17 protein-coding genes and 3 pseudogenes are annotated in these 20,038 nt (G+C 60.4%); 6 read left to right on the forward strand and 14 right to left on the reverse strand.

Features of this window, described 5'->3' with window-relative positions; genetic code table 11:
* Positions 1 to 118: 118 nt before the first annotated feature.
* Positions 119 to 910: a substrate-binding domain-containing protein gene (locus tag AC07V9_RS25395; RefSeq protein ID WP_495018387.1), complete on the reverse strand. Its 792-nt coding sequence runs from the start codon at positions 908 to 910 to the stop codon at positions 119 to 121.
* A 349-nt stretch (positions 911 to 1,259) separates the two neighbouring features.
* On the opposite strand from AC07V9_RS25395, the pseudogene AC07V9_RS25400 reads away from it, so the two are divergent.
* A pseudogene (locus AC07V9_RS25400) lies at positions 1,260 to 1,937 on the forward strand (PAS domain-containing protein); the annotation flags it as partial.
* A gap of 105 nt (positions 1,938 to 2,042) precedes the next feature.
* Positions 2,043 to 2,477, forward strand: a pseudogene (locus AC07V9_RS25405) (methyl-accepting chemotaxis protein); the annotation flags it as partial.
* Between the two features lie 214 nt (positions 2,478 to 2,691).
* Here the strand turns inward: AC07V9_RS25405 and AC07V9_RS25410 are convergent.
* Positions 2,692 to 3,555 carry a methyl-accepting chemotaxis protein gene (locus AC07V9_RS25410; protein ID WP_495018448.1) on the reverse strand — a complete coding sequence of 288 codons (864 nt, stop codon included), beginning with the start codon at positions 3,553 to 3,555 and terminating at the stop codon, positions 2,692 to 2,694.
* Between the two features lie 39 nt (positions 3,556 to 3,594).
* Positions 3,595 to 4,614: pseudogene (locus AC07V9_RS25415) on the reverse strand (methyl-accepting chemotaxis protein); the annotation flags it as partial.
* A 370-nt stretch (positions 4,615 to 4,984) separates the two neighbouring features.
* Here AC07V9_RS25415 and AC07V9_RS25420 point away from each other — a divergent pair.
* Positions 4,985 to 6,163 carry an acyltransferase family protein gene (locus AC07V9_RS25420; RefSeq protein ID WP_495018388.1) on the forward strand — a complete coding sequence of 393 codons (1,179 nt, stop codon included), beginning with the start codon at positions 4,985 to 4,987 and terminating at the stop codon, positions 6,161 to 6,163.
* Between the two features lie 4 nt (positions 6,164 to 6,167).
* Here the strand turns inward: AC07V9_RS25420 and AC07V9_RS25425 are convergent, their stop codons facing one another.
* Together AC07V9_RS25425 and AC07V9_RS25430 are read right to left on the reverse strand one after the other, a co-directional pair.
* Entirely contained in the window at positions 6,168 to 7,406 is a 1,239-nt protein-coding gene (locus AC07V9_RS25425; RefSeq protein ID WP_495018389.1) for a TIGR03862 family flavoprotein, read from the reverse strand.
* A gap of 332 nt (positions 7,407 to 7,738) precedes the next feature.
* Positions 7,739 to 8,656: a histone deacetylase family protein gene (locus AC07V9_RS25430; RefSeq protein ID WP_495018390.1), complete on the reverse strand. Its 918-nt coding sequence runs from the start codon at positions 8,654 to 8,656 to the stop codon at positions 7,739 to 7,741.
* A gap of 125 nt (positions 8,657 to 8,781) precedes the next feature.
* On the opposite strand from AC07V9_RS25430, the gene AC07V9_RS25435 reads away from it, so the two are divergent.
* From AC07V9_RS25435 to AC07V9_RS25445, 3 genes are all read left to right on the forward strand, one after another.
* Positions 8,782 to 9,345 (forward strand): GNAT family N-acetyltransferase, encoded by a 564-nt coding sequence (locus AC07V9_RS25435; RefSeq protein WP_495018391.1) that lies wholly within the window; start codon positions 8,782 to 8,784, stop codon positions 9,343 to 9,345.
* Positions 9,346 to 9,467: 122 nt separating this feature from the next.
* Positions 9,468 to 10,337 (forward strand): acyl-CoA thioesterase II, encoded by an 870-nt coding sequence (gene tesB / locus AC07V9_RS25440; protein ID WP_495018392.1) that lies wholly within the window; start codon positions 9,468 to 9,470, stop codon positions 10,335 to 10,337.
* Positions 10,334 to 10,933, forward strand: a complete 600-nt coding sequence (locus AC07V9_RS25445) for an HAD family hydrolase (protein WP_495018393.1) — start codon at positions 10,334 to 10,336, stop codon at positions 10,931 to 10,933. Before tesB ends, AC07V9_RS25445 begins: the two co-directional genes overlap by 4 nt.
* 171 nt (positions 10,934 to 11,104) lie before the next feature.
* Here AC07V9_RS25445 and AC07V9_RS25450 read toward each other — a convergent pair whose 3' ends face one another.
* The 9 genes from AC07V9_RS25450 to ycaC form a co-directional block, all read right to left on the reverse strand.
* Positions 11,105 to 12,094 carry an alpha/beta hydrolase gene (locus AC07V9_RS25450; RefSeq protein ID WP_495018394.1) on the reverse strand — a complete coding sequence of 330 codons (990 nt, stop codon included), beginning with the start codon at positions 12,092 to 12,094 and terminating at the stop codon, positions 11,105 to 11,107.
* A 4-nt stretch (positions 12,095 to 12,098) separates the two neighbouring features.
* A complete protein-coding gene (gene ypfJ / locus AC07V9_RS25455; RefSeq protein WP_495018395.1) occupies positions 12,099 to 12,986 on the reverse strand; it encodes a KPN_02809 family neutral zinc metallopeptidase in 888 nt (295 codons plus the stop codon).
* Between the two features lie 144 nt (positions 12,987 to 13,130).
* The gene (locus AC07V9_RS25460; RefSeq protein WP_495018396.1) at positions 13,131 to 13,505 is read right to left on the reverse strand and encodes a hypothetical protein; all 375 of its coding nucleotides are present in this window, start codon (positions 13,503 to 13,505) and stop codon (positions 13,131 to 13,133) included.
* Positions 13,502 to 14,473 carry a hypothetical protein gene (locus AC07V9_RS25465; protein ID WP_495018397.1) on the reverse strand — a complete coding sequence of 324 codons (972 nt, stop codon included), beginning with the start codon at positions 14,471 to 14,473 and terminating at the stop codon, positions 13,502 to 13,504. Before AC07V9_RS25465 ends, AC07V9_RS25460 begins: the two co-directional genes overlap by 4 nt.
* Positions 14,474 to 14,592: 119 nt before the next feature.
* On the reverse strand, positions 14,593 to 15,531 hold the full coding sequence (locus tag AC07V9_RS25470; protein ID WP_495018398.1) for a LysR family transcriptional regulator: 939 nt from the start codon (positions 15,529 to 15,531) through the stop codon (positions 14,593 to 14,595).
* Positions 15,532 to 15,602: 71 nt separating this feature from the next.
* Positions 15,603 to 17,129 (reverse strand): tripartite tricarboxylate transporter permease, encoded by a 1,527-nt coding sequence (locus AC07V9_RS25475; protein ID WP_495018399.1) that lies wholly within the window; start codon positions 17,127 to 17,129, stop codon positions 15,603 to 15,605.
* Positions 17,126 to 17,659: a tripartite tricarboxylate transporter TctB family protein gene (locus AC07V9_RS25480; protein ID WP_495018400.1), complete on the reverse strand. Its 534-nt coding sequence runs from the start codon at positions 17,657 to 17,659 to the stop codon at positions 17,126 to 17,128. Before AC07V9_RS25480 ends, AC07V9_RS25475 begins: the two co-directional genes overlap by 4 nt.
* Before the next feature lie 68 nt (positions 17,660 to 17,727).
* Positions 17,728 to 18,744, reverse strand: a complete 1,017-nt coding sequence (locus AC07V9_RS25485) for a Bug family tripartite tricarboxylate transporter substrate binding protein (protein WP_495018401.1) — start codon at positions 18,742 to 18,744, stop codon at positions 17,728 to 17,730.
* 414 nt (positions 18,745 to 19,158) lie between these two features.
* Positions 19,159 to 19,785, reverse strand: a complete 627-nt coding sequence (gene ycaC / locus AC07V9_RS25490) for an isochorismate family cysteine hydrolase YcaC (protein ID WP_495018402.1) — start codon at positions 19,783 to 19,785, stop codon at positions 19,159 to 19,161.
* Positions 19,786 to 20,038: the final 253 nt, after the last annotated feature.

Below are 20,038 nucleotides of genomic sequence, written 5' to 3' on the forward strand. Positions count from 1 at the left end.
GATTTTGCTGAAGGAAGCGCTTGGCTATGAACCTGCGCAACAATTAACGCAGACATAGCCAATGAATTCGCTCCCACAGGGGATATCACTTAAATGTTGAAAACGTTCTCGCGCTCAATCACTTCGCAATCGGGTCCAGCCCGCTGGCCTTGATGGCAGGCGCTGCCGCTGAAGAACTCAAGAATTCCAGAAACTGCTTGGCCTGCTCCGGATGCTTGCTCTTGGAGACCACGCCCGCCGAGTACAGGGTCATCTGCTGCGCCTGATCGGGGATCAGGCCGATGATGTCGATGCCGTCCACCGGCTTGAGTTCGCTCAGCTGTTGAAAGCCGATATCAGCGTCGCCACGGGCCACCACTTCACCCACCGGCTCGGCCGGAATCATGCGGCTTTTGCCCTGAATGCGCTCGGCGATGTGCATCTGATTGAACAGCACGCGGGACAGGTACACGCCGCTGGCGCTGTCGGAGTAGGCGATGCTCCTGGCGTCGAGCAGGGTCTGTTTGAAGGCGTCCATGGTGCTGATGTCCGGGTGCGGCGCGCCGTGTTTGACGGCCATGGCGATGTAGGACTTGCCCAGGTCGACGCGGGTTTTCGGATCGACCTTGCCCTCTTTGATCAGCTTGTCCAACGCCGCGCCGACCATCAGCACCACGTCAGCAGGTTCCTGCCGAGCGAGGCGGTTGGGGATGGCTTGCGGGGTCGCGCCCATGGACGGCGCGACTTCGCCTTGCAGTTTGACGCCTGCGCGTTGTTCGTAATCGGGGGTGACGGCCTTGAAGGCCCCCATGATGCCCCCGGAGCTCAACACGATCAGTTGCACAGGGGCTGCGGGTGTGGCGGCGTGGACAAATGCCGCAGGAATGAAGGTGATGGCGGCGCTCAGCAGATAAGGCAGAATTTTCTTCATGAAGATAAACCTTGGCTTGATTGAAAATGACACTGACGAAATAAAAAATGGCGCGGGCAGTATGTGGCAATTGTCGGGGGAGTAAATCCCTTTGTTGCAACCGCTGATTCACAGACGGCATTTTGCAGTGTCCGGTTCCCCGCCAGTCGGGCGGTCGAGTGAGAGGGCTCGGTGCCGCGCCGCTCAAGAAAAAACCTGCCGCGCCGATGTTCAGGGTGATCCCCTTCACCTCTCTGGAAGTTCGTCGTTCATGTTCAATAAACGTCTCAAACAAGAGTTGGCTGCCCTGCGCGAAGAGCTTTCGTCCGTAGAGCAGGTGAGGAGCAGTCTGGACAGCGAAATGCTGTGCATGCGCCTGGACGCGCAGGGTCGTATCGAGTCGGTCAACGGCAACTTTGAAAAGGAAATGCATTACCGAAGTGGTGATTTGGTAGGCCGTTCGATCGAAGAGCTGGTGCCAGCCCACGTGAAGAACCTGGATTTCCACCACCGCATGAAGGCGGCGATCAGCCGCGGCGAGCACCTGAGCGGCGCGCTGCGCCTGTTGCGCGGCAACGGCCAGGAAGCCTGGCTGCGTTCGATCGTGCAACCGGTGCGTGACAGCGGCGGGCGCGTGAAGTACTTCACCATTCACGCCAGCGATCTGACGCGCACCATCGAAAATTCCCGCGAGCACGAGAACCTGATCGAAGCGCTGCAGCGCTCCACCGCAGTGATCGAGTTCAGCCTCGATGGCCAGGTGCTGACCGCCAACGAGCGTTTCCTCAGCTCCATGGGCTATACGCTGGCGCAGATTCAGGGTCAGCACCACCGCATGTTCTGCGATCCGCAGGAAGTCTCTTCGCCGCAATACGTGGCGTTCTGGGACAAGCTGCGTCGCGGCGAATACGTGGCCGCGCGTTTCAAGCGAGTGGACAGCCGGGGCCGCGAGGTCTGGCTCGAAGCGTCCTATAACCCGATCACCGATGCCCACGATCGCCTCTACAAAGTGGTCAAATTCGCGACCATCATCACCGATCAGGTCAACCGCGAAAACGCAGTGGCAGAAGCGGCAAACATCGCCTTCAGCACCTCCCAACAGACCGACGGCAGTGCGCAAAAGGGAGCGGCTGTGGTTCAGCAGACTGTCGAGGTCATGCGCGAACTGGCCGGGCACATGGAGCAGGCCGCCGAAAGCATTACTGCGCTGGACAAGCAATCCCAGCTGATCGGCTCGATCATCCAGAGCATCAGCAGCATCGCCGACCAGACCAACCTGTTGGCGCTCAACGCCGCCATTGAAGCCGCACGCGCCGGTGAGCAGGGGCGTGGTTTTGCTGTGGTCGCCGACGAAGTTCGTCAACTCGCCTCGCGCACCAGCAAAGCCACCGAAGAAATCGTCGGTGTGGTCCAGCAGAACCAGCAACTGGCCGAACAGGCGGTGAACGTGATCATCAGCGGCAAGCAACAGGCTCAACAAGGCCTTGAACTCGCGGGCGAGGCGGGGATGGTGATCGTCGAGATCCAGGACGGCGCCCAGCGCGTGGTCAGCGCGGTGGGGCAGTTTGCCAACCAGCTTTCGAGCTGATCGAGGGCCCGTTAGAGCATTCTCGTTTAGCCCTTTGTGGGAGCGAATTTATTCGCGAAGGATCGTGCGAACCATAGAGCTGTGTCGGCCCCACGGACGCCTCGCGAATGAATTCGCTCCCGCAGGGTGGTATCAGCGCCACGTTTTCTGAGTCATTAAAAAAGCCGCGTCAGGCGCTGATCCCGACGCGGCTTTTTAATGGGTGCCAGTGCGTTTAAACCCGGAAATGGCTGACCAGCATCTGCAACTGGTTGCCCAGACGCGCCAGTTCGACGCTCGACGCGGCGGTTTCTTCGCTGGCGGCGGCGGTTTGTTCCGAGACGTCGCGCACGTTGAGGATGCTGCGGCTGATCTCCTCGGCCACCGAGCTTTGCTGTTCGGCAGCGGCGGCGATCTGCTGGTTCATCGCCTGGATGTTGGAGACGGTGTTGGTAATGCTTTCCAGCGAGGTGCCCGCCTTGCGAGTCAGGGCGACGCTGCTGTCGGTGAGGTTGCGGCTGCTGAGCATGATGTCCGAGACCTGACGGGTGCCGTTCTGCAGGGCGGCGACCAGCCCTTCGATTTCTTCGGTCGACTGCTGGGTACGTTGAGCCAGGCCACGTACTTCATCGGCCACCACGGCAAAACCACGACCGGCTTCACCGGCGCGGGCGGCCTCGATCGCAGCGTTGAGGGCCAGCAGGTTGGTCTGCTCGGCTACGGCCTTGATCACGTCCATCACCTTGCCAATCTTGTCGCTTTCCTGTTCCAGCACGCTCATGGCGTCGGTGGAACGCACCACTTCGCTGGCCAGTCTTTCGATTTGCGCGATCGCTTCGCCCACGACCTTGTCGCCGTCGCGCGCCTGCTTGTCGGCATCGGACGCCGCGACCGAGGCTTGTTCGGCGTTGCGGGCGACTTCGTGCACCGTCGCGGACATTTCGTGCATGGCGGTGGCGACCTGATCGGTCTCGACTTTCTGGCTGTTGACGCCAGCGCTGGTCTGTTCGGTGACGGCAGACAGCTCTTCGGCCGCGCTGGCGATCTGCGTGACGCTGTCGCGAATCCCGCCGATCAGGTCGCGCAGGGTCGCGCCCATGCGCTGAATACCGTTTTGCAGCACGCCCAACTCGTCCTTGCGAGTGACGATCAGGTCGTGGGTCAGATCGCCTGAGGCAATACGGTCGACCACGGCCAGGGTTTCCTGTAGCGGGCGGGTGATCTGGCGGGTAATGATCAGCGCCGCAAGCGCGCCGAAAATCAGGGCCAGCAGAGTGCCGCCGATCTGCAGGGTGCGGGCCTGACGGGTGTCGTCGGCGCCCAGCGAAGTCTGCAGGTCGATCAACTGCTGGTTCAGTTTGACGATTGCTGCGCCTTCATCGGTCATCTCCGCACGGGCGGCGTTGATGTTGTCGTTGGCGGTCTTGAACCCTTGAACCGAGGCACGATAGCCGATCAACGACGTTTCCAGCTGCTTGAGACGATCAGCCTGGGTGCCGCCGAAGGTGGCGTTGAGCTGCTCCAGACCGCTGATGGCGCTGGACAGCTGGCGGGTTGCAGCCTCTTCGGTCTTGGCGGTGACGTTACCGGTGTAGCCGCGCACTTCATAGCGCACCAGCATCACGTCTTCCTTGGCCTTGATGATGGTCTGGTACTGGGCGAAACGGCGCTCGTCGGTCGGGTCCAGCTTCATCACGTCGTCGTTGATGGCGGCGATGAGTTCGGCGGCCTTCACGGCGTCGACGCCCATGTCCGCGCGCACTTGGGCGCTGGTCCGATAGGCATCACGCATTTTGGCCAGCGAGCGTTCGTAGGCTGCGATCTGCTCGCCCAGCGCCTTGATCGGCGGCACGTTCACGGGGTTGCTGAAGGTTTTCTGCAAGAACTGTTGTTGCGCCTTGAACGCGTCGAGCGCGGTTTGCACCGTTTGCGCAGCGGCTTCATCGCCATTGCTGAGCATGTACTGCAGACGGGTGATGCGCAGGTCGGTCAGTTTGTTGCTGAGTTTGGTAATGTCCGCCACGCGGTCGCTGCGAAACGTCATGTTGCCCAGGCTGGTCCAGCCAATGAGCGCAAGCAAGGCAGTAAAAACAAGTACAACGCCGAACCCTAAGGCCAGCTTCATATTGACGCTGATGTTGGCAAACCAGCTCTTCATCGCAATTCTCCAGAATGTCCATTTTTTGAAGTCGTCAGCTGGAGAGTTGTTGTTATGAAGGCCAGCGAAACACTCAAAGGTACGAGTGCATCGGCCGAGATCCGCAAAAATTAAAAAAAATGTCAGGAAAACGCTGGAGTCCAAGAACAAGCCGCGCAAGGGCTAGCCAAATTTCTGGCGGCTATAGACTAAAAAGTCGACCTGTGACTGCTAGGTCATGAGGGGCCTTCGATGGCGTCAAAATTTGCGCCTGTCTATGTATCAGGGATGAAATATTTCAACTATCGACGGGGGAACGAACGCCCTACCTTGTACTGGCTCCAGCCTCGGCCCCGGTGGCGATTTCATAAACCAGTACGGAAGTTGCGTTATGAAACCTGTTCAGCGATTCACCACTCTCGACAGTTTCAGAGGGATTTGCGCTCTGTTGGTGGTTTTTTTCCACTTGCATGTCGTCGACTCTTTCATCACGCAACCCTTCTTTCGACGAGACGAGGTGCTGCTCAATTTCTTCTTCGTGCTCAGCGGCTTTGTTTTGGCGCACACCTACGGCATGAAGCCCAACCTCTCGTTCAAATCCTTCTTTATCTCCCGTGTGTTCCGCCTCTACCCCCTGCACCTGGTCATGCTGACGGTGTTTATCCTGTTCGAAACCGTGCGCTGGATGGCCTATAAGAAAGGCTTCTACCTGAATAACGAACCCTTCACCGGGCTGTTCGCACCCAAGGAAATCCTGCCCAACCTGTTTTTGGTGCAGGCCTGGACCACCCTGACCGAAACCATGTCGTTCAACTACCCGTCGTGGACCATCAGCATCGAGTTCTACATCTACATTCTGTTTGGCAGCTTGTGCATGCTGTCGATGAGAAACCGCTTCCTGATGTTCGCGGCTATTTCCCTGGTGGCGTTCGCGCTGATCTTTTCGGAGAACGAGCCACTGGTCGAGCGCGCCATGCTGGGGTTGTCCTGCTTCTTCGCGGGCAACATCACCTACTTGGTGTACCTGCTGATCCGCGACAAATGGGCGATGAAGCCATGGCTGATGACGGTGCTTGAGTGCGCAATGATGTACGCCACCTGGTGGATCGTGATGAACGACTTCGATTACCGCTCGCCCATCGGCAGCCTGACGTTCTGTGCGCTGGTGCTGCTCTTCGCTTTCGAGGGCGGGCTGGTCTCGACGCTGCTCAAGACCGGCGTGTTCATGCTGTTGGGCAAGCTGTCGTATTCGATCTACATGACTCACGCGGCCTTGCTGTTCTGCCTGTCGACGGTCTTCATCGTGGCGCAGAAAGTCACCGGGCTTGAGCTGGCGCCAATGATCGCCGGTCAGCGCTTCATGGACACCGGCTCGCTGCTGGGCAACAACCTTCTGGTTATCGCGGTGGCTGTGGGGTGCGTGGGGCTTGCGGCGTTGGCCCACAGGTTCATCGAGATGAAAGGCTACGAACTGGGCAAGCGCGTATTGGGTGGGTCGGGTAAGGCCAAGGCGCCCGCGGACATGGAAACCGTGCCTTCCATGAAACCTCAGATTGACCGTGTCGCCTGAGTCGTCAGGCTCGGCGCAACCACTGCGCCAAGCCCAGCCCGGCAGCGCGGCCACTGGCGAAACACGCCGTCAGCAGGTAACCCCCGGTCGGCGCTTCCCAGTCGAGCATCTCGCCTGCGCAGAATACGCCGGGCAGAGACTTGAGCATCAGGTGCTCGTCCATGGCCTCGAACGTCACGCCGCCCGCCGTGCTGATCGCTTCTTCAAGCGGGCGCGGTCTGATAAGAGGCAGCTGCAGGCATTTGACCGTGCTGGCCAGCAGATTCGGGTCGTTGAACGCCTCGGCCGGAGCCAGTTCGCGCAACAACGCCGCCTTGACCCCGTCGATCCCCAACTGGCTGTGCAGATGCTTGGACATCGAGCGTGAGCCGCGCGGTTTGGCGAGGGCTTTTTGCATGTCCGCCAGACGTTTGCCCGGCAGCAGATCAATGTCCACCGTGGCCGAGCCTTGTTGATTGATCGCCTCACGAATCTGCGCCGACAGGGCGTAAATCAGGCTGCCTTCAACGCCGGTCTTCGTCAGTACGCATTCGCCCAAGCGGGGCGTCTGGCCGTGCAGGCCAATGGCGATGTTCTTCAGTGGCGCGCCGGAGAACTTGTCGCGCAGCAGGTCGCTCCAGGCCGAGACTTCAAACCCGCAGTTGGCCGCTTGCAGGGGCGCAACGCTAACGCCACGTTGCTCCAGCAACGGCAGCCAGGCGCCATCGGAACCCAGACGCGACCAACTGGCGCCGCCCAGCGCCAGCAAGGTGGCGGCCGATTTGATTGCCCGCTCGCCTTCGGGGTGGGCGATGCGCAGGCTGTCGTCGGCATTCCAGCCCAGCCAGCGATGGCGGGTGTGGATAACCACGCCACTGTCGCGCAGGCGCTTGAGCCAAGCGCGCAGCAGCGGCGCGGCTTTCATGTCGGTGGGGAAGACGCGGCCGGAGCTGCCGACAAAGGTGTCGATGCCCAAGCCATGAATCCATTCACACAACGCCTCGGCGCCAAAGCCGCGCAGCAGCGGGGCGATCACTGGCGCGCGCTCGGCGTAGCGCGACAGAAACGCCGGGTAAGCTTCGGAATGGGTAATGTTCATGCCGCCGACGCCCGCCAGCAAAAACTTGCGCCCCACCGACGGCATGCCGTCATAGACATCGACCTTGAAACCCGCCTTGCTCAACACCTCGGCGGCCATCAGGCCTGCGGGGCCGCCTCCGATGATGGCGACTGAAGGGGCGGCGGCGCAGGTGTCTGAAGTCATGGGCAATGGCGGATCAATGAAGTGGGTCGCGCATTCTACCCGAGGCCTGTGTCAAACGAGCAGACTGTGGACAACTATTGAGCAAAAAACGTACAGGTGCCTGCGCACCTTATGGGATATGGGGTCGACAGCCTTGCACTCAGGTTATCCACAGGCCGCTCCACAGCGGATGTGGGTAAGTGAGAGATAGCGGTCTGTGGCATTACACCATTCTCTGTGGGAGCGAATTCATTCGCGAGAGGCCGGTACATCTGACATAAATCTTTCATCTGTACCGACGCATCGCGAATGAATTCGTTCCCACAGGAAGATGCACCGTGCCAGTGAATGGGCTACAGACCTTCGGACATCCACACCCGCTGCGCACTGTGATGCAAAATCCCGTGGCGCCGCGCCAGCGCCTCACGATCCTTGCTGTACCCGCCGCCGATCACCCCCATCACCGGAATGTCTCGGCCCAGGCAATGGCGCATTACCGCTTCATCCCGTCGCGCCACGCCGTCATCGGTCAATTGCAGATAACCCAACGCGTCATCCTTGTGCACATCCACACCTGCGTCGTAGAGCACCAGGTCGGGCCGATACAGCGGCAGCAGGTAATTGAGCGTGTCATCGACTACCTTCAGGTAATCGTCGTCCCCCATGCCCATCGGCAGCGGAATGTCCCAATCACTGCGGGCCTTGCGCGCGGGGAAGTTTTTTTCGCAATGCAGCGAAACGGTGATCGCGTCTTCGATGTGTTCGAGAATGCGCGCCGTGCCGTCACCCTGGTGGACATCGCAATCGAAGATCAGTACGCGGTCGACACGGCCGCTCTGCAACAGGAAATGGCTGATGATGGCCAGGTCATTGAAGATGCAGAAACCCGCGGGGTAGTCGTAATGGGCGTGATGAGTGCCGCCCGCCAGATGGCAGGCCAGGCCATGTTGCAGGGCGTGCTCAGCGGTCAGCAGCGAGCCGCCGACGGCGCGCACGGTGCGCCGGGCCAGGTCTTCGCTCCAGGGCAGGCCCAGGCGGCGTTGGTCTTCGCGGGACAACTCGCCGTCCATGTAGCGACGGATGTACGCCGGGTCGTGGGCGAGCGCAAGAATGTCGTCCGGGCAGACCTCTGGGCGCAAAAGTTGAGCATCCGTGGTCAGGCCGCTGTCGATAAGGTGGTCGCGCAGCAGCCGGAATTTGTCCATCGGGAAGCGATGGTCGGGCGGGAACGCCGGGCTGTAATCTTCGTGGTAGATAAGCGGCAGAGACATAGTGCATACGCATAGGATTTGAGGGGCAATCTTGCCAGTTATGACGTTCAGCGCACAGCCAAAGGCTGGCGTGGGCGCCGATACACGGGTGAGTCATTCGAGTGGCGGGGCAGGGGAGATGTTCGATGCAGCCGATACTTGAGCTCAACAGCGCACGCTTGTTGATGCGTCAATGGCGAGATGATGATTTGCCAGCCTTCGCGCAGATGTGCGCTGATCCACAGGTGATGCGTTACTTTCCGCAGACATTGACGCGCCTGGAAAGCGCCAAGATGATCGGCCGCATTCGGGGCCATTTCGCCGAATACGGCTTCGGCCTGTGGGCGCTGGAGCGCAAGGACACCGGCGAATTCGTCGGTTTCACCGGTTTGAATGTGGTGGGTTTTGAAGCTGCCTTCACTCCCGCCGTCGAGATCGGCTGGCGTCTGGCGCGCGAGCACTGGGGCCTGGGTTACGCCAGTGAGGCGGCCTGGACCGTGCTCGGCTGCGGCTTCGAGCACGTTGAACTGGACGAGATCGTCTCTTTCACTGCCGTCAGCAACCTGTCTTCGCAAAAGGTCATGCAGGCCATCGGCATGCAGAACAATCCCACCGACGATTTCGAGCACCCCAACCTGCCTGTCGGCCACCCACTGCGGTCCCACGTGCTGTACCGCATCAACCGCCAGCAGTGGCTGGCGACGTTGTGACGGATGTGAAGGACGCGAACCACACGGCAAAGATCTGTATCATTTCGCTCAACCTCCACGTTCGCCGCCATTGGCGACCGTGGCCGGATTTGCCTGTGATGACTGTCTGTGAGGAGCCCTGAATGAGCCACGTGCTGGATGATCTGGTGTCGCTGTTGAGCCTGGAGCCCATCGAAGAAAATCTCTTCCGTGGCCGTAGCCAGGACCTGGGCTTTCGCCAGCTGTTTGGCGGGCAAGTGCTCGGGCAGTCGCTGTCGGCGGCGAGCAAGACCGTTGAAGACGAGCGCCACGTTCATTCGCTGCACGGTTATTTTCTACGTCCGGGCGATGCGCATTTGCCGGTGGTCTATCAGGTCGACCGCGTACGCGATGGCGGCAGCTTCAGCACTCGCCGCGTGACGGCGATCCAGAAGGGCAATCCGATCTTCACCTGCAGCGCGTCCTTCCAGTACGACGAGGAAGGCTTCGAGCACCAGAGCCAGATGCCGCAAGTGGTGGGCCCGGAAAACCTGGCCTCGGAGCTTGAGCTGATGCGCCAGCGCGAGCACCTGATTCCCGATCACATGAAAGACAAGCTGCTGTGCCCGAAACCGATCGAGTTTCGCCCGGTGACGGAGTCCGACCCCTACAACCCCAAGCCGAGCGATCCGGTGAAGTACGTGTGGTTTCGCGCCGACGGCACCCTGCCGGACATCCCGGCGCTGCACAAATACATGCTCGCCTACGCCTCGGACTTCAACCTGCTGACCACCTCGCTGCTGCCCCATGGCAAGACGGTCTGGCAGAAGGACATGCAGATCGCCAGCCTCGATCACTCGTTGTGGTTCCACGGCGAACTGCGCGCTGACGACTGGCTGCTCTACGCCATGGACAGCCCATGGGCCGGCAACTCCCGCGGCTTCTCGCGGGGCAGCGTGTACAACCGCGCAGGTAAGCTGGTGGCCTCGGTCAGCCAGGAAGGCCTGATTCGCCATCGCAAGGATTGGGCATGAGCCTTTCGCAACTGCGTCACTGGGTGTTCGACATGGACGGCACCCTGACCATCGCCGTGCATGATTTTCCGGCGATCAAGCGCGCGCTGAGCATTCCACAGGAAGACGACATCCTCGGCCATCTGGCGGCGCTGCCCGCTGATGTCGCAGCGGCCAAACATGCGTGGTTGCTGGAGCATGAGCGCGAACTGGCGGTGGCGTCCAGGCCCGCCGCCGGTGCGGTTGAACTGGTGCGTGAGTTGGCAGGCAGGGGTTATCGGCTTGGCATCCTCACGCGCAACGCCCGCGAACTGGCCCATGTGACGCTGGAGGCCATCGGCATCGCCGACTGCTTTCATGTCGATGACGTGCTGGGCCGCGACGAAGCGCCGCCCAAGCCTGATCCGGGCGGGCTGCTGAAACTGGCTCAGGCCTGGAATGTCGAGCCGTCGCAGATGGTGATGGTGGGCGATTACCAGTTCGATCTGGCGTGTGGCAAGGCGGCGGGCGCGCACACCGTGCTGGTCAACCTGCCCGAGAATCCATGGCCGGAGTTGACCGATTGGCATGCCGATGATTGTGTGGCGCTGCGAGAAATGCTGGCTTCCCACCTGTAGGAACGCAGTTCGTCCTGTAGGAGACGTCGGAGGTTACGACGGCAGCGAATGCGGTATGCCAGGCGACAAATTCGTCAGAGACAGACCGCATCTTTCTGTAGCAGCACGGCTTGCCGGCGGTGGCGTCTATGAAATCGCCACCGCCGGCAAGCCGGACTGCTACAGGAGTTTTCAATTGCCCTTGAACAACGCCGCCTGCCCTTCAGGCGAGGTAAACATCGCATTGCCGTTGTGGCCCACACCCTTCACCTCGATCAGACGCTGATTCAACCCTTCCGGATGGCGCTTGGTCAGGTAATCGAAGTAGTTGTGGCCACGCACCAGCCGGAACGGCCCCTGCGCTTCGGCGCCGCAATCCTTGTCCAGAGCCGGGTGGTTCGGGTCGGTGTCCTGATCGCCCAGCAGGTACGTGACATCACGCTTCACGTAAGCCGCTTCCAGTTCCGCCGGGGTGTCCTTGCCTGCGTAAGGCGGCAGTTTGTTCATGCCGTACTTCCAGGTGTCGAACGTCGGGCAGGTCGCCGCCGTTACCGGCAATGGCCGGGTCGCGTCGAAATAGCCGTAAGACGACGGGTTGGCGATCACGTAACGCAGCTTGATGCCTTCCTTCTTCAGCAGCGCGTCTTCCTTGCCGCCGATCATCGCGTAGCGTTGCACCACCTGGGCGCCGCCGGAGTGGCCGGCGATCACGATTTCTTTCAGGTTGGGGAACAGCTTGCTGTCGGAAAGGCGCTTGAGGATGTGATCGATGACCACGAACGAGCTGATCGGCTTGGCCCCCAGGGATTTTTCCCCCGCCATCCAGTCATTGCTGTGCCAGCGCAGGATGTTCTCCGGCAGATGGTGCGCAGTGATGTCCTTCTCATCGAGGAACTGCGGCGCAATCAGCAACGTTTTGGAGCGCTGCTTGGACTGGTTCGCGGCGCGCTCGACGCTTCGCAGGTAGGTCTGGGCATTGCGCAGACGGCCGTGGAAGACGATGACCACCCGCTGGATCTGCGGGCTGGGGCGAACCCAGTTCTGGCTCAGGCCCAGCGTGGCCTGGGACGTCCCGTTGATCAGCAGCCGGTCGGGGCTGATGGATTTGACCGCCTGATCCGCAGCATGAGCGGTAACGCTCATCAGGGTGCCCAACAACAGGATCGAAAGCGGTTTCATCATGTGATCAGAGGCTCTTGGCGGCGAACGTATCGCATTGGTTGATTTGTCCCTGGGCAAAACCTGTCTTGAACCAGCGAACCCGCTGGGCAGACGTCCCGTGAGTGAACGAGTCAGGCACTACACGCCCTTGGCTTTGTTGTTGCAAACGGTCATCGCCAATGGCGTTGGCCGCAGTCAGCGCCTCTTCAATATCACCGGGTTCGAGCCAGTTCAAACGCTTTTGTGCGTTAAAGGCCCAAACACCGGCGAGGCAGTCAGCCTGCAGCTCCTGGCGCACCAGCAGACCGCTGTCACCCTCCATGCGCATTCCACGCTGGCGAGCGGCGTCAACTTTAGCTGAAACCCCCAATAAGGTCTGCACATGATGGCCAACTTCATGTGCAATCACGTACGCCTGCGCGAAATCCCCGGCGGCCTTGAAGCGCTGGCTCATCTCGCGGAAGAACTCCATGTCCAGATAAACCCGCTGATCCGCCGGGCAATAGAATGGGCCGCTCGCCGATGAAGCGAAGCCGCAGGCCGACTGCACCTGGCCGCGAAACAGGATCAGCGTGGGATTTTTGTACTGCCGACCGGCTTGCTGGAAGATCTGGCCCCAGGTGTCTTCGGTGTCGCCCAGAATCGCCCGCACGAAATCAGCCTGTTCGTCGTTGGCCGGCGGCGCCTGGCGCGTTTGCGGGTTAACCGCCGTGGTCTGCTGGGTGCCCATTTGCCCGGCGATCTGCCCGAGAATCTGCATCGGGTCCTGCCCGGTCAGCAGGCCGATCGCGACAATGATCACTATCCCGCCAAGCCCCAGGCCCTTGCCGCCGATGCGCATCCCGCCACCACCCCCGGTGTCGTCGCGCGCGTCGACGACGTTGTCACTGCGACGTCCTTTTTTCCAGAGCATGGTGGGAACCCTCTTTTAGTCGTTCAGGAAGTGTAGACGGCGGGGGAGGCCGGTCGTCTGGTTAGCCGGGAGTTAAGAGGGGGGGAGGTGAGGAATGGTTCAGGGATCTCGAGCAGTTGCCGAGCATCCCCTGACAGGAAAACGTTATCGCGCGTCTTTTATGAGGTAACACAAAACAGCCATTGCGCCTCCATTTGTGACAAGCCACCCATGAAGGCACCAGATCCACCATTTCAGGTGGTGAGGGATATTCAGCTGAGCGTCTTTCGTAATGTCGCCACGGCGGAAAAAAAATCCTGGCATATAGGTCACCATGAACACCATGTTCAGGCGCATATGCCGGCCCACTACTCCGCCTTGCCAAATGGTTCTGGTGTCAGAAACACATCGGCAGTCGGACAAACAATCCTCTAGAAAATCGAGATTTTTGTAGGTGAACCACATCAACGTGATGAGGTTGAGCCACGTAGAAACTCCTAACAGCAAGCCCCAGTGTCCGTAAGACCAAGTCTGCATCATGGCCTCCATTCGTAAATCAATTCACCAACGCTTTCACCATATATTTCCCCTGCCACACCTCCTGCATATCCGCCTATTGCCGCAGCGGCGATGCCGCAGCCGATTGCGCCCACGCCTGCGGTTGCAACTCCGAATACGATCAGGCACAGGGGGATTAACGCCGCCGAACCGATTGCGCCACCTGCCATGCCGCCGCCAACCCCTAAAACCAACTTTGTACCCTCAACATATTTCGCCTTCCTGCAGACCTCCTCCCGCCCTGTCATGCACGCCTCTTTGATCTCCAGATGCGTCGAGTAAGCGTTCAACGCAATGCCGATCGGCGTCCCTGCCTTCAACAATTTCGACGCTTTGGCAATATGATTCAAACGGTCCGTATACCCCCGAAGCTCTTGCGTATGCAGGTAACTCTTGGTCGATATCCCCAGCATCTTCTTGATCGACCCCTTGTTGTGCATCCCAGTACCCCAGCGGGCAATACCTTCCAGTTGGGTGTCGAGTTTGGCAAAAAGCACATGGCGCTGGTTGATGAACTCTTGGCGGGCGATGGGCGTGCCCCGTTTGAGCGAGAGCTGGTAGAGCCGTGCGATGTCTTTCAGCGTGTTCTCCACACTCCTGAGGTGTGCGTCCCAGCTGCCCGCGACAGAACCGATGCCTAGAGACCCGTACCCCAACATCTGCTGCAGCAAATCGTAGTTTTTGACGATTTCCCCTTCGGCCCTGGCCAGATTCTGGGTCAGGGAATGGTAGGTGCCGTAGGCCAACCGCACCATTTCGGCTTCTTGCGGCGATGTGATTCGGGTCGATTCGTCACCGACCACGATGAGCTGTCCGGGCATCACCATCCTGTTACGAATGTGCGCATTGAGCGCATCGAATTTCGCGCCACCGTTCACTTGCGACCGGATAGCTGGATAGCCCTGCGTCTGATCGTTGATGAACACATAGGCTTTGTCATTCGCTGCCATTTCCCTGTTCCTGAAAACCGTCGAGCGGGCGAGGATAGGGAAGGGGCGGCAGTCTTACGATGACGGGTAGGGTAGTTTTGAGAAATTCAGAAGAGCCCTACTCAAAGGGCTCAAAGTTCCTACAAGCCTGGTTGCTCAGCCTTCACCGACTGGATGAACGCCTGCATCGCCGAGGACTGGATGCGGTGGCGGCGGGTAATCAGCCCGTAAGGCGGCAGGCGCGCTTCGAAATCGATGGGCAGAACCGCCAGCAGGTCGCGGCCGGGGTAGTCCTCGACCACCGAAACCGGGGTCACGCCGAGCATGTCGGTCTGCTGCACCAGGGACAGCAGGGTCATGATCGAGGTGGTTTCGACGATGCTGCTGGGCACATCGACCCTGGCGTTGTGGAACACCTGATTGATGATGGCGCGCATCGGGCTTGGGTGTTGTTGCAGCACCCAGGTTTCATTCTGCAGCGTCGCCCAGCTCAGGCCTTTGGCATTGACCAGCGGGTTTTGCGCCCCGGCGATCACACACAGGGCCTCTTCACCGAGGCTGTCGAACTGCAACTCTTCAGCCCGCGCGCCACCGGGAATGCGCCCCAGCACCAAGTCGAGCTGATCCTGCAGCAGTGCCTGGACCAGTACATCGCTGGTGTCGACCTGAATGCTCATCGACAGGCGCGGATGGCTTTTCTTCAGGGTGGCGATGGTGCGGGTCAACAAGCCCGAGGCCAGCGCTGGAATTGCCCCGACCGCCACTCGCCCCAGATTGCCGGACTCCAGCGCCACCAGTTCTTCGCGCATACCGCTCAGCTCGGCGAAGACCATGCGCGCGTAATAAATGACAGTTTCGCCAAACGGGGTCGGGCGCATGCCGCGGGGGAGGCGCTCGAACAGCTCGACGCCGAGCAGGTCCTCGGCCTCGTGCAGCATTTTGGTCGCCGCCGGTTGCGTCATGCCGATGTTGTCGGCCGCCCGGCGCAGCGAGCCGAACTCCTGCAGGGCCAGCATCAGCCGCAACTGGCGCAGGCGCAGGCGGCTGTGGATAACACTGGCGTCGGGAATTCGGGTCATGTGGCTCGCTCGCATTGTTGTTTGCGACGAGCCTGACAAGAACGGCAGGGCATTGCCAGCGTTGCGTGTCATCACAGGGTTTTCACCTTGATCGAATGACGCGCGCGCCAGCCGAACGCAGCCTTGATGCCGCCCGAGATCATCGGCCAGAACAGCATCAGCAGCGCGGCGGTGGTCAGGCTGCCCACCAGCGGGTTGGACCAGAAGATTCCGAGTTGGCCATCCGAAAACAGCATCGACTGACGAAACGCATCTTCGGCCTTGTCCCCCAGCACGGCAGCCAGCACCAGCGGCGCAATCGGGTAGCCGAGCTTCTTGAACAGATACCCCAGCGCGCCGAAGCCCAGCATCAACATCACGTCGAACATCGAGTTATGCACCGAGTACGCGCCAATGGCGCAGACCATAATGATGATCGGCGCAATGATCGAGAACGGGATGCGCAGGATCGAGGCGAACAGCGGCACGGTCGCCAGCACTACCAGCAGGCTGACGACATTGCCCAAATACATGCTGGCGATCAGGCCCCAGACGAAATCATGCTGCTCGGCGAACAGCGTCGGGCCGGGGTGCAGGCCCCAGATCATCAGGCCGCCGAGCATCACCGCAGCGGTCGCCGAACCCGGAATGCCCAGGGTCAGCATCGGCAGCAGGGCGCTGGTCCCGGCGGCGTGGTCGGCGGTTTCCGGGGCGATTACGCCTTCGATCTCGCCTTTGCCGAAGTTGTCGCGATTCTTCGAGAAGCGTCGCGCGATGCTGTAGCTCATAAAAGAAGCGGCGGTCGGGCCCCCCGGCGTCACGCCCATCCAGCAGCCGACGATGGTGCTGCGCAGAAGGGTGAACCAGTAGCGCGGCAGTTTCGCCCAAGTGCGCAGAATGACCATCGGCGTGATGCGCGCGTGCTCGCCGCGAAACACCAGGCCCTCTTCGACGGTGCACAGAATCTCACCGATGCCGAACAGGCCGATCACCGCCACCTCGAAGCTGATGCCGGTCATCAGCGCCGGTTGGTCGAAGGTCAGGCGCAGGTTGCCGGAAACAGTGTCCATGCCGACCGCCGCCATGGCGAAGCCGATCATCATCGCCACCACGGTTTTCAGCGGCGGGTTCTTGCTCATGCCGATGAAGGTGCAGAAGGCCAACAGGTAGACCGCGAAGAACTCCGGTGAGCTGAAAGTCATGGCGAATTCGGCGATGCGCGTCGACAGGAACGTCAGCAACAGCACGCCCGCCAGGGCGCCGATCAATGCCGAGCTGAACGCAGCGGTCAGCGCTTCGGCGGCGCGGCCGTCGCGGGCCATCGGGTAGCCATCGAAGGTCGTCGCCACCGATGACGGCTCGCCGGGGATGTTGAACAGGATCGAAGTGATCGACCCACCGAACAGCGCCCCCCAATACATGCACGAGAGCAGGATGATTGCCGAGACCGGCGACATGGTGAAGGTGATCGGCAGCAGCAAGGCCACGCCGTTGGGAGCTCCCAGGCCCGGCAGCACGCCCACCAGAATGCCGAGCAACACGCCCACCACCATCAGTCCGATATGACCGGGCGTGAGGATCAGGTTCATGCCCTGCAGCAGAGACTCGAATTCGCTCATTTCAGCGATCTCCAGGCCGTGGTAATCCAGTTGCCCAACGGGCCTGCGTCCAGCGGCACCTTGAACCACAGATCGAAGATTAAATAGCTGGCCAGCACCGCGCCGATGGAAATGCTGGCGATCATCAACAGCCCGTAGGGTTTGGCGCGCACCTTGTCACGCCACATGAACCAGGCGATGAATACTGTCGAGGCCAGATAAATGCCGGTGAAGGGCATGGCGCAGACGAACAGCGCAATCGGGATGAACACCGACAGCACCTGACGGAATTCGCCCCGGCTGACGAAACTGATGCTCAGGAGTTTCCAGCGGATGATCGTCAGCACGCCATTGGCCAGGCTTGCGCTCGCCAGCAACAGGCCGATGTAGAACGGAAAATAGCCTGGCTCAGGGCCTGCGTCGCCCCAACCGATGCCTTGCTCGACACTGCCAGACATCACCACCGCGCCGAGCACCAGGGTAAAAAGGGCCAGGCCGAGCTCCACCCAGCGGGTGCCGATCAGCGAAGTCGAATGGGAAGAATTGGACATCACACACCTCCAGCGAGTGACTGCCGCCGACGGCCGTTTCACGTGTGAACGGCGGGCAGCAGGGCGGATCAGTTGCGCAGCCAGCCGGCTTCCTTGAACACCGGGGTCACGCGGGCGGTGTCTTTTTCAATGTAGGCGGCCAGTTGATCACCTTCCAGGAAGGTCGGCACCAGTGCGTTCTGCGTCACGTAGGCCTTGAACTCGGGTGTCTCGGCGACTTTGCGCATCAGGTCGATGTAGAACGCGCGCTGCTCGGCGCTGACGTTGCCGGGCATGAAGATCGTGCGTGGGAAACGGTACTGATCGATGCCCAGACCTGCCTCATGGCACGTAGGCACATCGGCCCAGGATTTGTCGCCGGCGACCTTGTCGGTGTAGGCCATGCGCTCCTTGCTGAAGACGCACAGCGGCTGCACCTGATCGCCGCGCCATTGGCTGATGCTTTCGGCGGGATTGTTGACGTTGGCGGCGATGTGTTTGCCCGCCAGTTGGGTGGCGGCCTCGCTGCCGCTCTTGAACGGGATGTAGACCAGCTTGGTTTTGTTGGTCTGGTTGAGCAGCAGGGTCAGGGTCTGGTCGACGTCCTTGGACTGACTGCCACCCATGCGCATGCTCGACGGGTCGGTTTTCACGGCTTCATAAAAGCCCTTGGCGTCTTTCCACGGCGCGTCTGTGTAGGTCCAGAGGATGAAGTCGTCTTCAGCGACCGCAGCGACCGGCGTCAGCTCCTGCCATTCATAGCCGAGCTTGGACACCAACGGCAGCAGGTAAATGTTGTTGGTCGCGATCACCAGCTTGTCGGCGTCACCCTTGGAGACCTTCATGTCGAGAAAGGCTTCCGCGCCATTGCCGCCGCCCTTGTTCAGGACCACGGTGTTTACATCCAGTAACTTATGCGTGCTGATGATCGATTGAATCAGCCGACCCAACTGATCGGTGCCGCCACCGGGACCACCGGCCACGACGATTTCGACGTTCTTGTCAGGTTGCCATGCCGCGAGTGCGAGGGTAGGAAGCGCTGTGGCGCACAGAAGTGTGCAGCCGAGCAGCAAACGGGACGCGCGTCGGAAAGATGCGGTTCGCATGGTGATCCTCGTTTTTGTAGTTGTTATGAGTGGTCGGCTGGGTGATCAGCCGTGCGAGGAGTGTGGGAAAGTTGCCATGTCGCGTCTACTCAAAACATCACATACACCGATAGCCTGGGGTTATCGGTAATTTGGGGATGATTGTAGGAGCACGTTGGCCCGTGATGGGATGCGCCAGACCGCAACTCTGTGCTGGATGCACCGACCTCATCGCGAGCACGCTCACTCCTGCGGGAACGCGGTACCTGCAACGAGGCTGGCGATTGGCATATGTCGACAGGTCGTGCGTCATCGCGGGCAAGCGCGCTCCTACAAAAGCAATGCAGTCCTGTAGGAGTGAGCTTGCTCGCGATCAGATTTCGGCAGAACGCAAAAAAGGGCGGGCACAATGCCCGCCCTTCGTTTTGGGGGAAATTAGTTCTTGGCAGCTGTCAGCGCGTTGTAGCCATTCATCAGGTTGCGGTAGTTCGGAATGCGCTGGGACAGCAGGTTGCCCAGGCCTTCGATGTCGTTGCGCCAGTCGCGGTGCAGCTCACAGGCCACAGCGAACCAGTTCATCAACTGCGCACCGGCGGCCGACATGCGATTCCACGCCGCCTGCTGCACGCCTTCGTTGAACGTGCCCGACGCATCGGTCACCACGAACACATCAAACCCTTCCGCCAGCGCGCTCAGCGTCGGGAACGTCACACAGACGTCAGTCACCACGCCGGCAATGATCAGCTGCTTGCGGCCGGTCGCCTTGATCGCCTTGACGAAGTCTTCGTTGTCCCAAGCGTTGATCTGGCCTGGGCGAGCGATGTACGGCGCATCGGGGAACATCTCTTTCAACTCGGGAACCAACGGGCCGTTCGGGCCGGATTCGAAGCTGGTGGTCAGGATCGTCGGCAGGTCGAAGAACTTGCCGCAATCGGCCAGGGCCAGCACGTTGTTCTTGAACTCGTTCGGCGAGAAGTCCTGCACCAGCGAGATCAAACCAGTCTGGTGGTCAATCATCAGCAGTACGGCGTCGTTCTTGTCCAAGCGCTTGTAAGTCGTCATGTGTGCATTCCTTTATCGAGTTGAGAGAGATGTGAAATCGGCGCCGGCCTTGGCGTTGTGCTCATTGGCTGCGGCATGGGGTGAACTTTAGGGGAGGTTGGATTGGCTAACAATCCAGCAGAATTCGAACTCACTGATTCCCCATTGGAGACAATCAGTCCGCTACTGTTTCACCCGGCGCGTACCGCGTGCGATGCGTCCACAGGCGATGGTCTGCGGACCCATCACCAAACCTCGCGCTTGCTATATCCTC

This window comes from Pseudomonas sp. GW821-FHT02A11 (assembly GCF_059421985.1).

Excerpts from the sequence above, each read along its gene's own strand:
- AC07V9_RS25395 (WP_495018387.1), bottom strand. The coding sequence starts at position 910 with ATGAAGAAAATTCTGCCTTATCTGCTGAGCGCCGCCATCACCTTCATT.
- AC07V9_RS25410 (WP_495018448.1), bottom strand. The coding sequence starts at position 3,555 with ATGGGCGCGACCCTGCGCGACCTGATCGGCGGGATTCGCGACAGCGTC.
- AC07V9_RS25420 (WP_495018388.1), top strand. The coding sequence starts at position 4,985 with ATGAAACCTGTTCAGCGATTCACCACTCTCGACAGTTTCAGAGGGATT.
- AC07V9_RS25425 (WP_495018389.1), bottom strand. The coding sequence starts at position 7,406 with ATGACTTCAGACACCTGCGCCGCCGCCCCTTCAGTCGCCATCATCGGA.
- AC07V9_RS25430 (WP_495018390.1), bottom strand. The coding sequence starts at position 8,656 with ATGTCTCTGCCGCTTATCTACCACGAAGATTACAGCCCGGCGTTCCCG.
- AC07V9_RS25435 (WP_495018391.1), top strand. The coding sequence starts at position 8,782 with ATGCAGCCGATACTTGAGCTCAACAGCGCACGCTTGTTGATGCGTCAA.
- tesB (WP_495018392.1), top strand. The coding sequence starts at position 9,468 with ATGAGCCACGTGCTGGATGATCTGGTGTCGCTGTTGAGCCTGGAGCCC.
- AC07V9_RS25445 (WP_495018393.1), top strand. The coding sequence starts at position 10,334 with ATGAGCCTTTCGCAACTGCGTCACTGGGTGTTCGACATGGACGGCACC.
- AC07V9_RS25450 (WP_495018394.1), bottom strand. The coding sequence starts at position 12,094 with ATGATGAAACCGCTTTCGATCCTGTTGTTGGGCACCCTGATGAGCGTT.
- ypfJ (WP_495018395.1), bottom strand. The coding sequence starts at position 12,986 with ATGCTCTGGAAAAAAGGACGTCGCAGTGACAACGTCGTCGACGCGCGC.
- AC07V9_RS25460 (WP_495018396.1), bottom strand. The coding sequence starts at position 13,505 with ATGATGCAGACTTGGTCTTACGGACACTGGGGCTTGCTGTTAGGAGTT.
- AC07V9_RS25465 (WP_495018397.1), bottom strand. The coding sequence starts at position 14,473 with ATGGCAGCGAATGACAAAGCCTATGTGTTCATCAACGATCAGACGCAG.
- AC07V9_RS25470 (WP_495018398.1), bottom strand. The coding sequence starts at position 15,531 with ATGACCCGAATTCCCGACGCCAGTGTTATCCACAGCCGCCTGCGCCTG.
- AC07V9_RS25475 (WP_495018399.1), bottom strand. The coding sequence starts at position 17,129 with ATGAGCGAATTCGAGTCTCTGCTGCAGGGCATGAACCTGATCCTCACG.
- AC07V9_RS25480 (WP_495018400.1), bottom strand. The coding sequence starts at position 17,659 with ATGTCCAATTCTTCCCATTCGACTTCGCTGATCGGCACCCGCTGGGTG.
- AC07V9_RS25485 (WP_495018401.1), bottom strand. The coding sequence starts at position 18,744 with ATGCGAACCGCATCTTTCCGACGCGCGTCCCGTTTGCTGCTCGGCTGC.
- ycaC (WP_495018402.1), bottom strand. The coding sequence starts at position 19,785 with ATGACGACTTACAAGCGCTTGGACAAGAACGACGCCGTACTGCTGATG.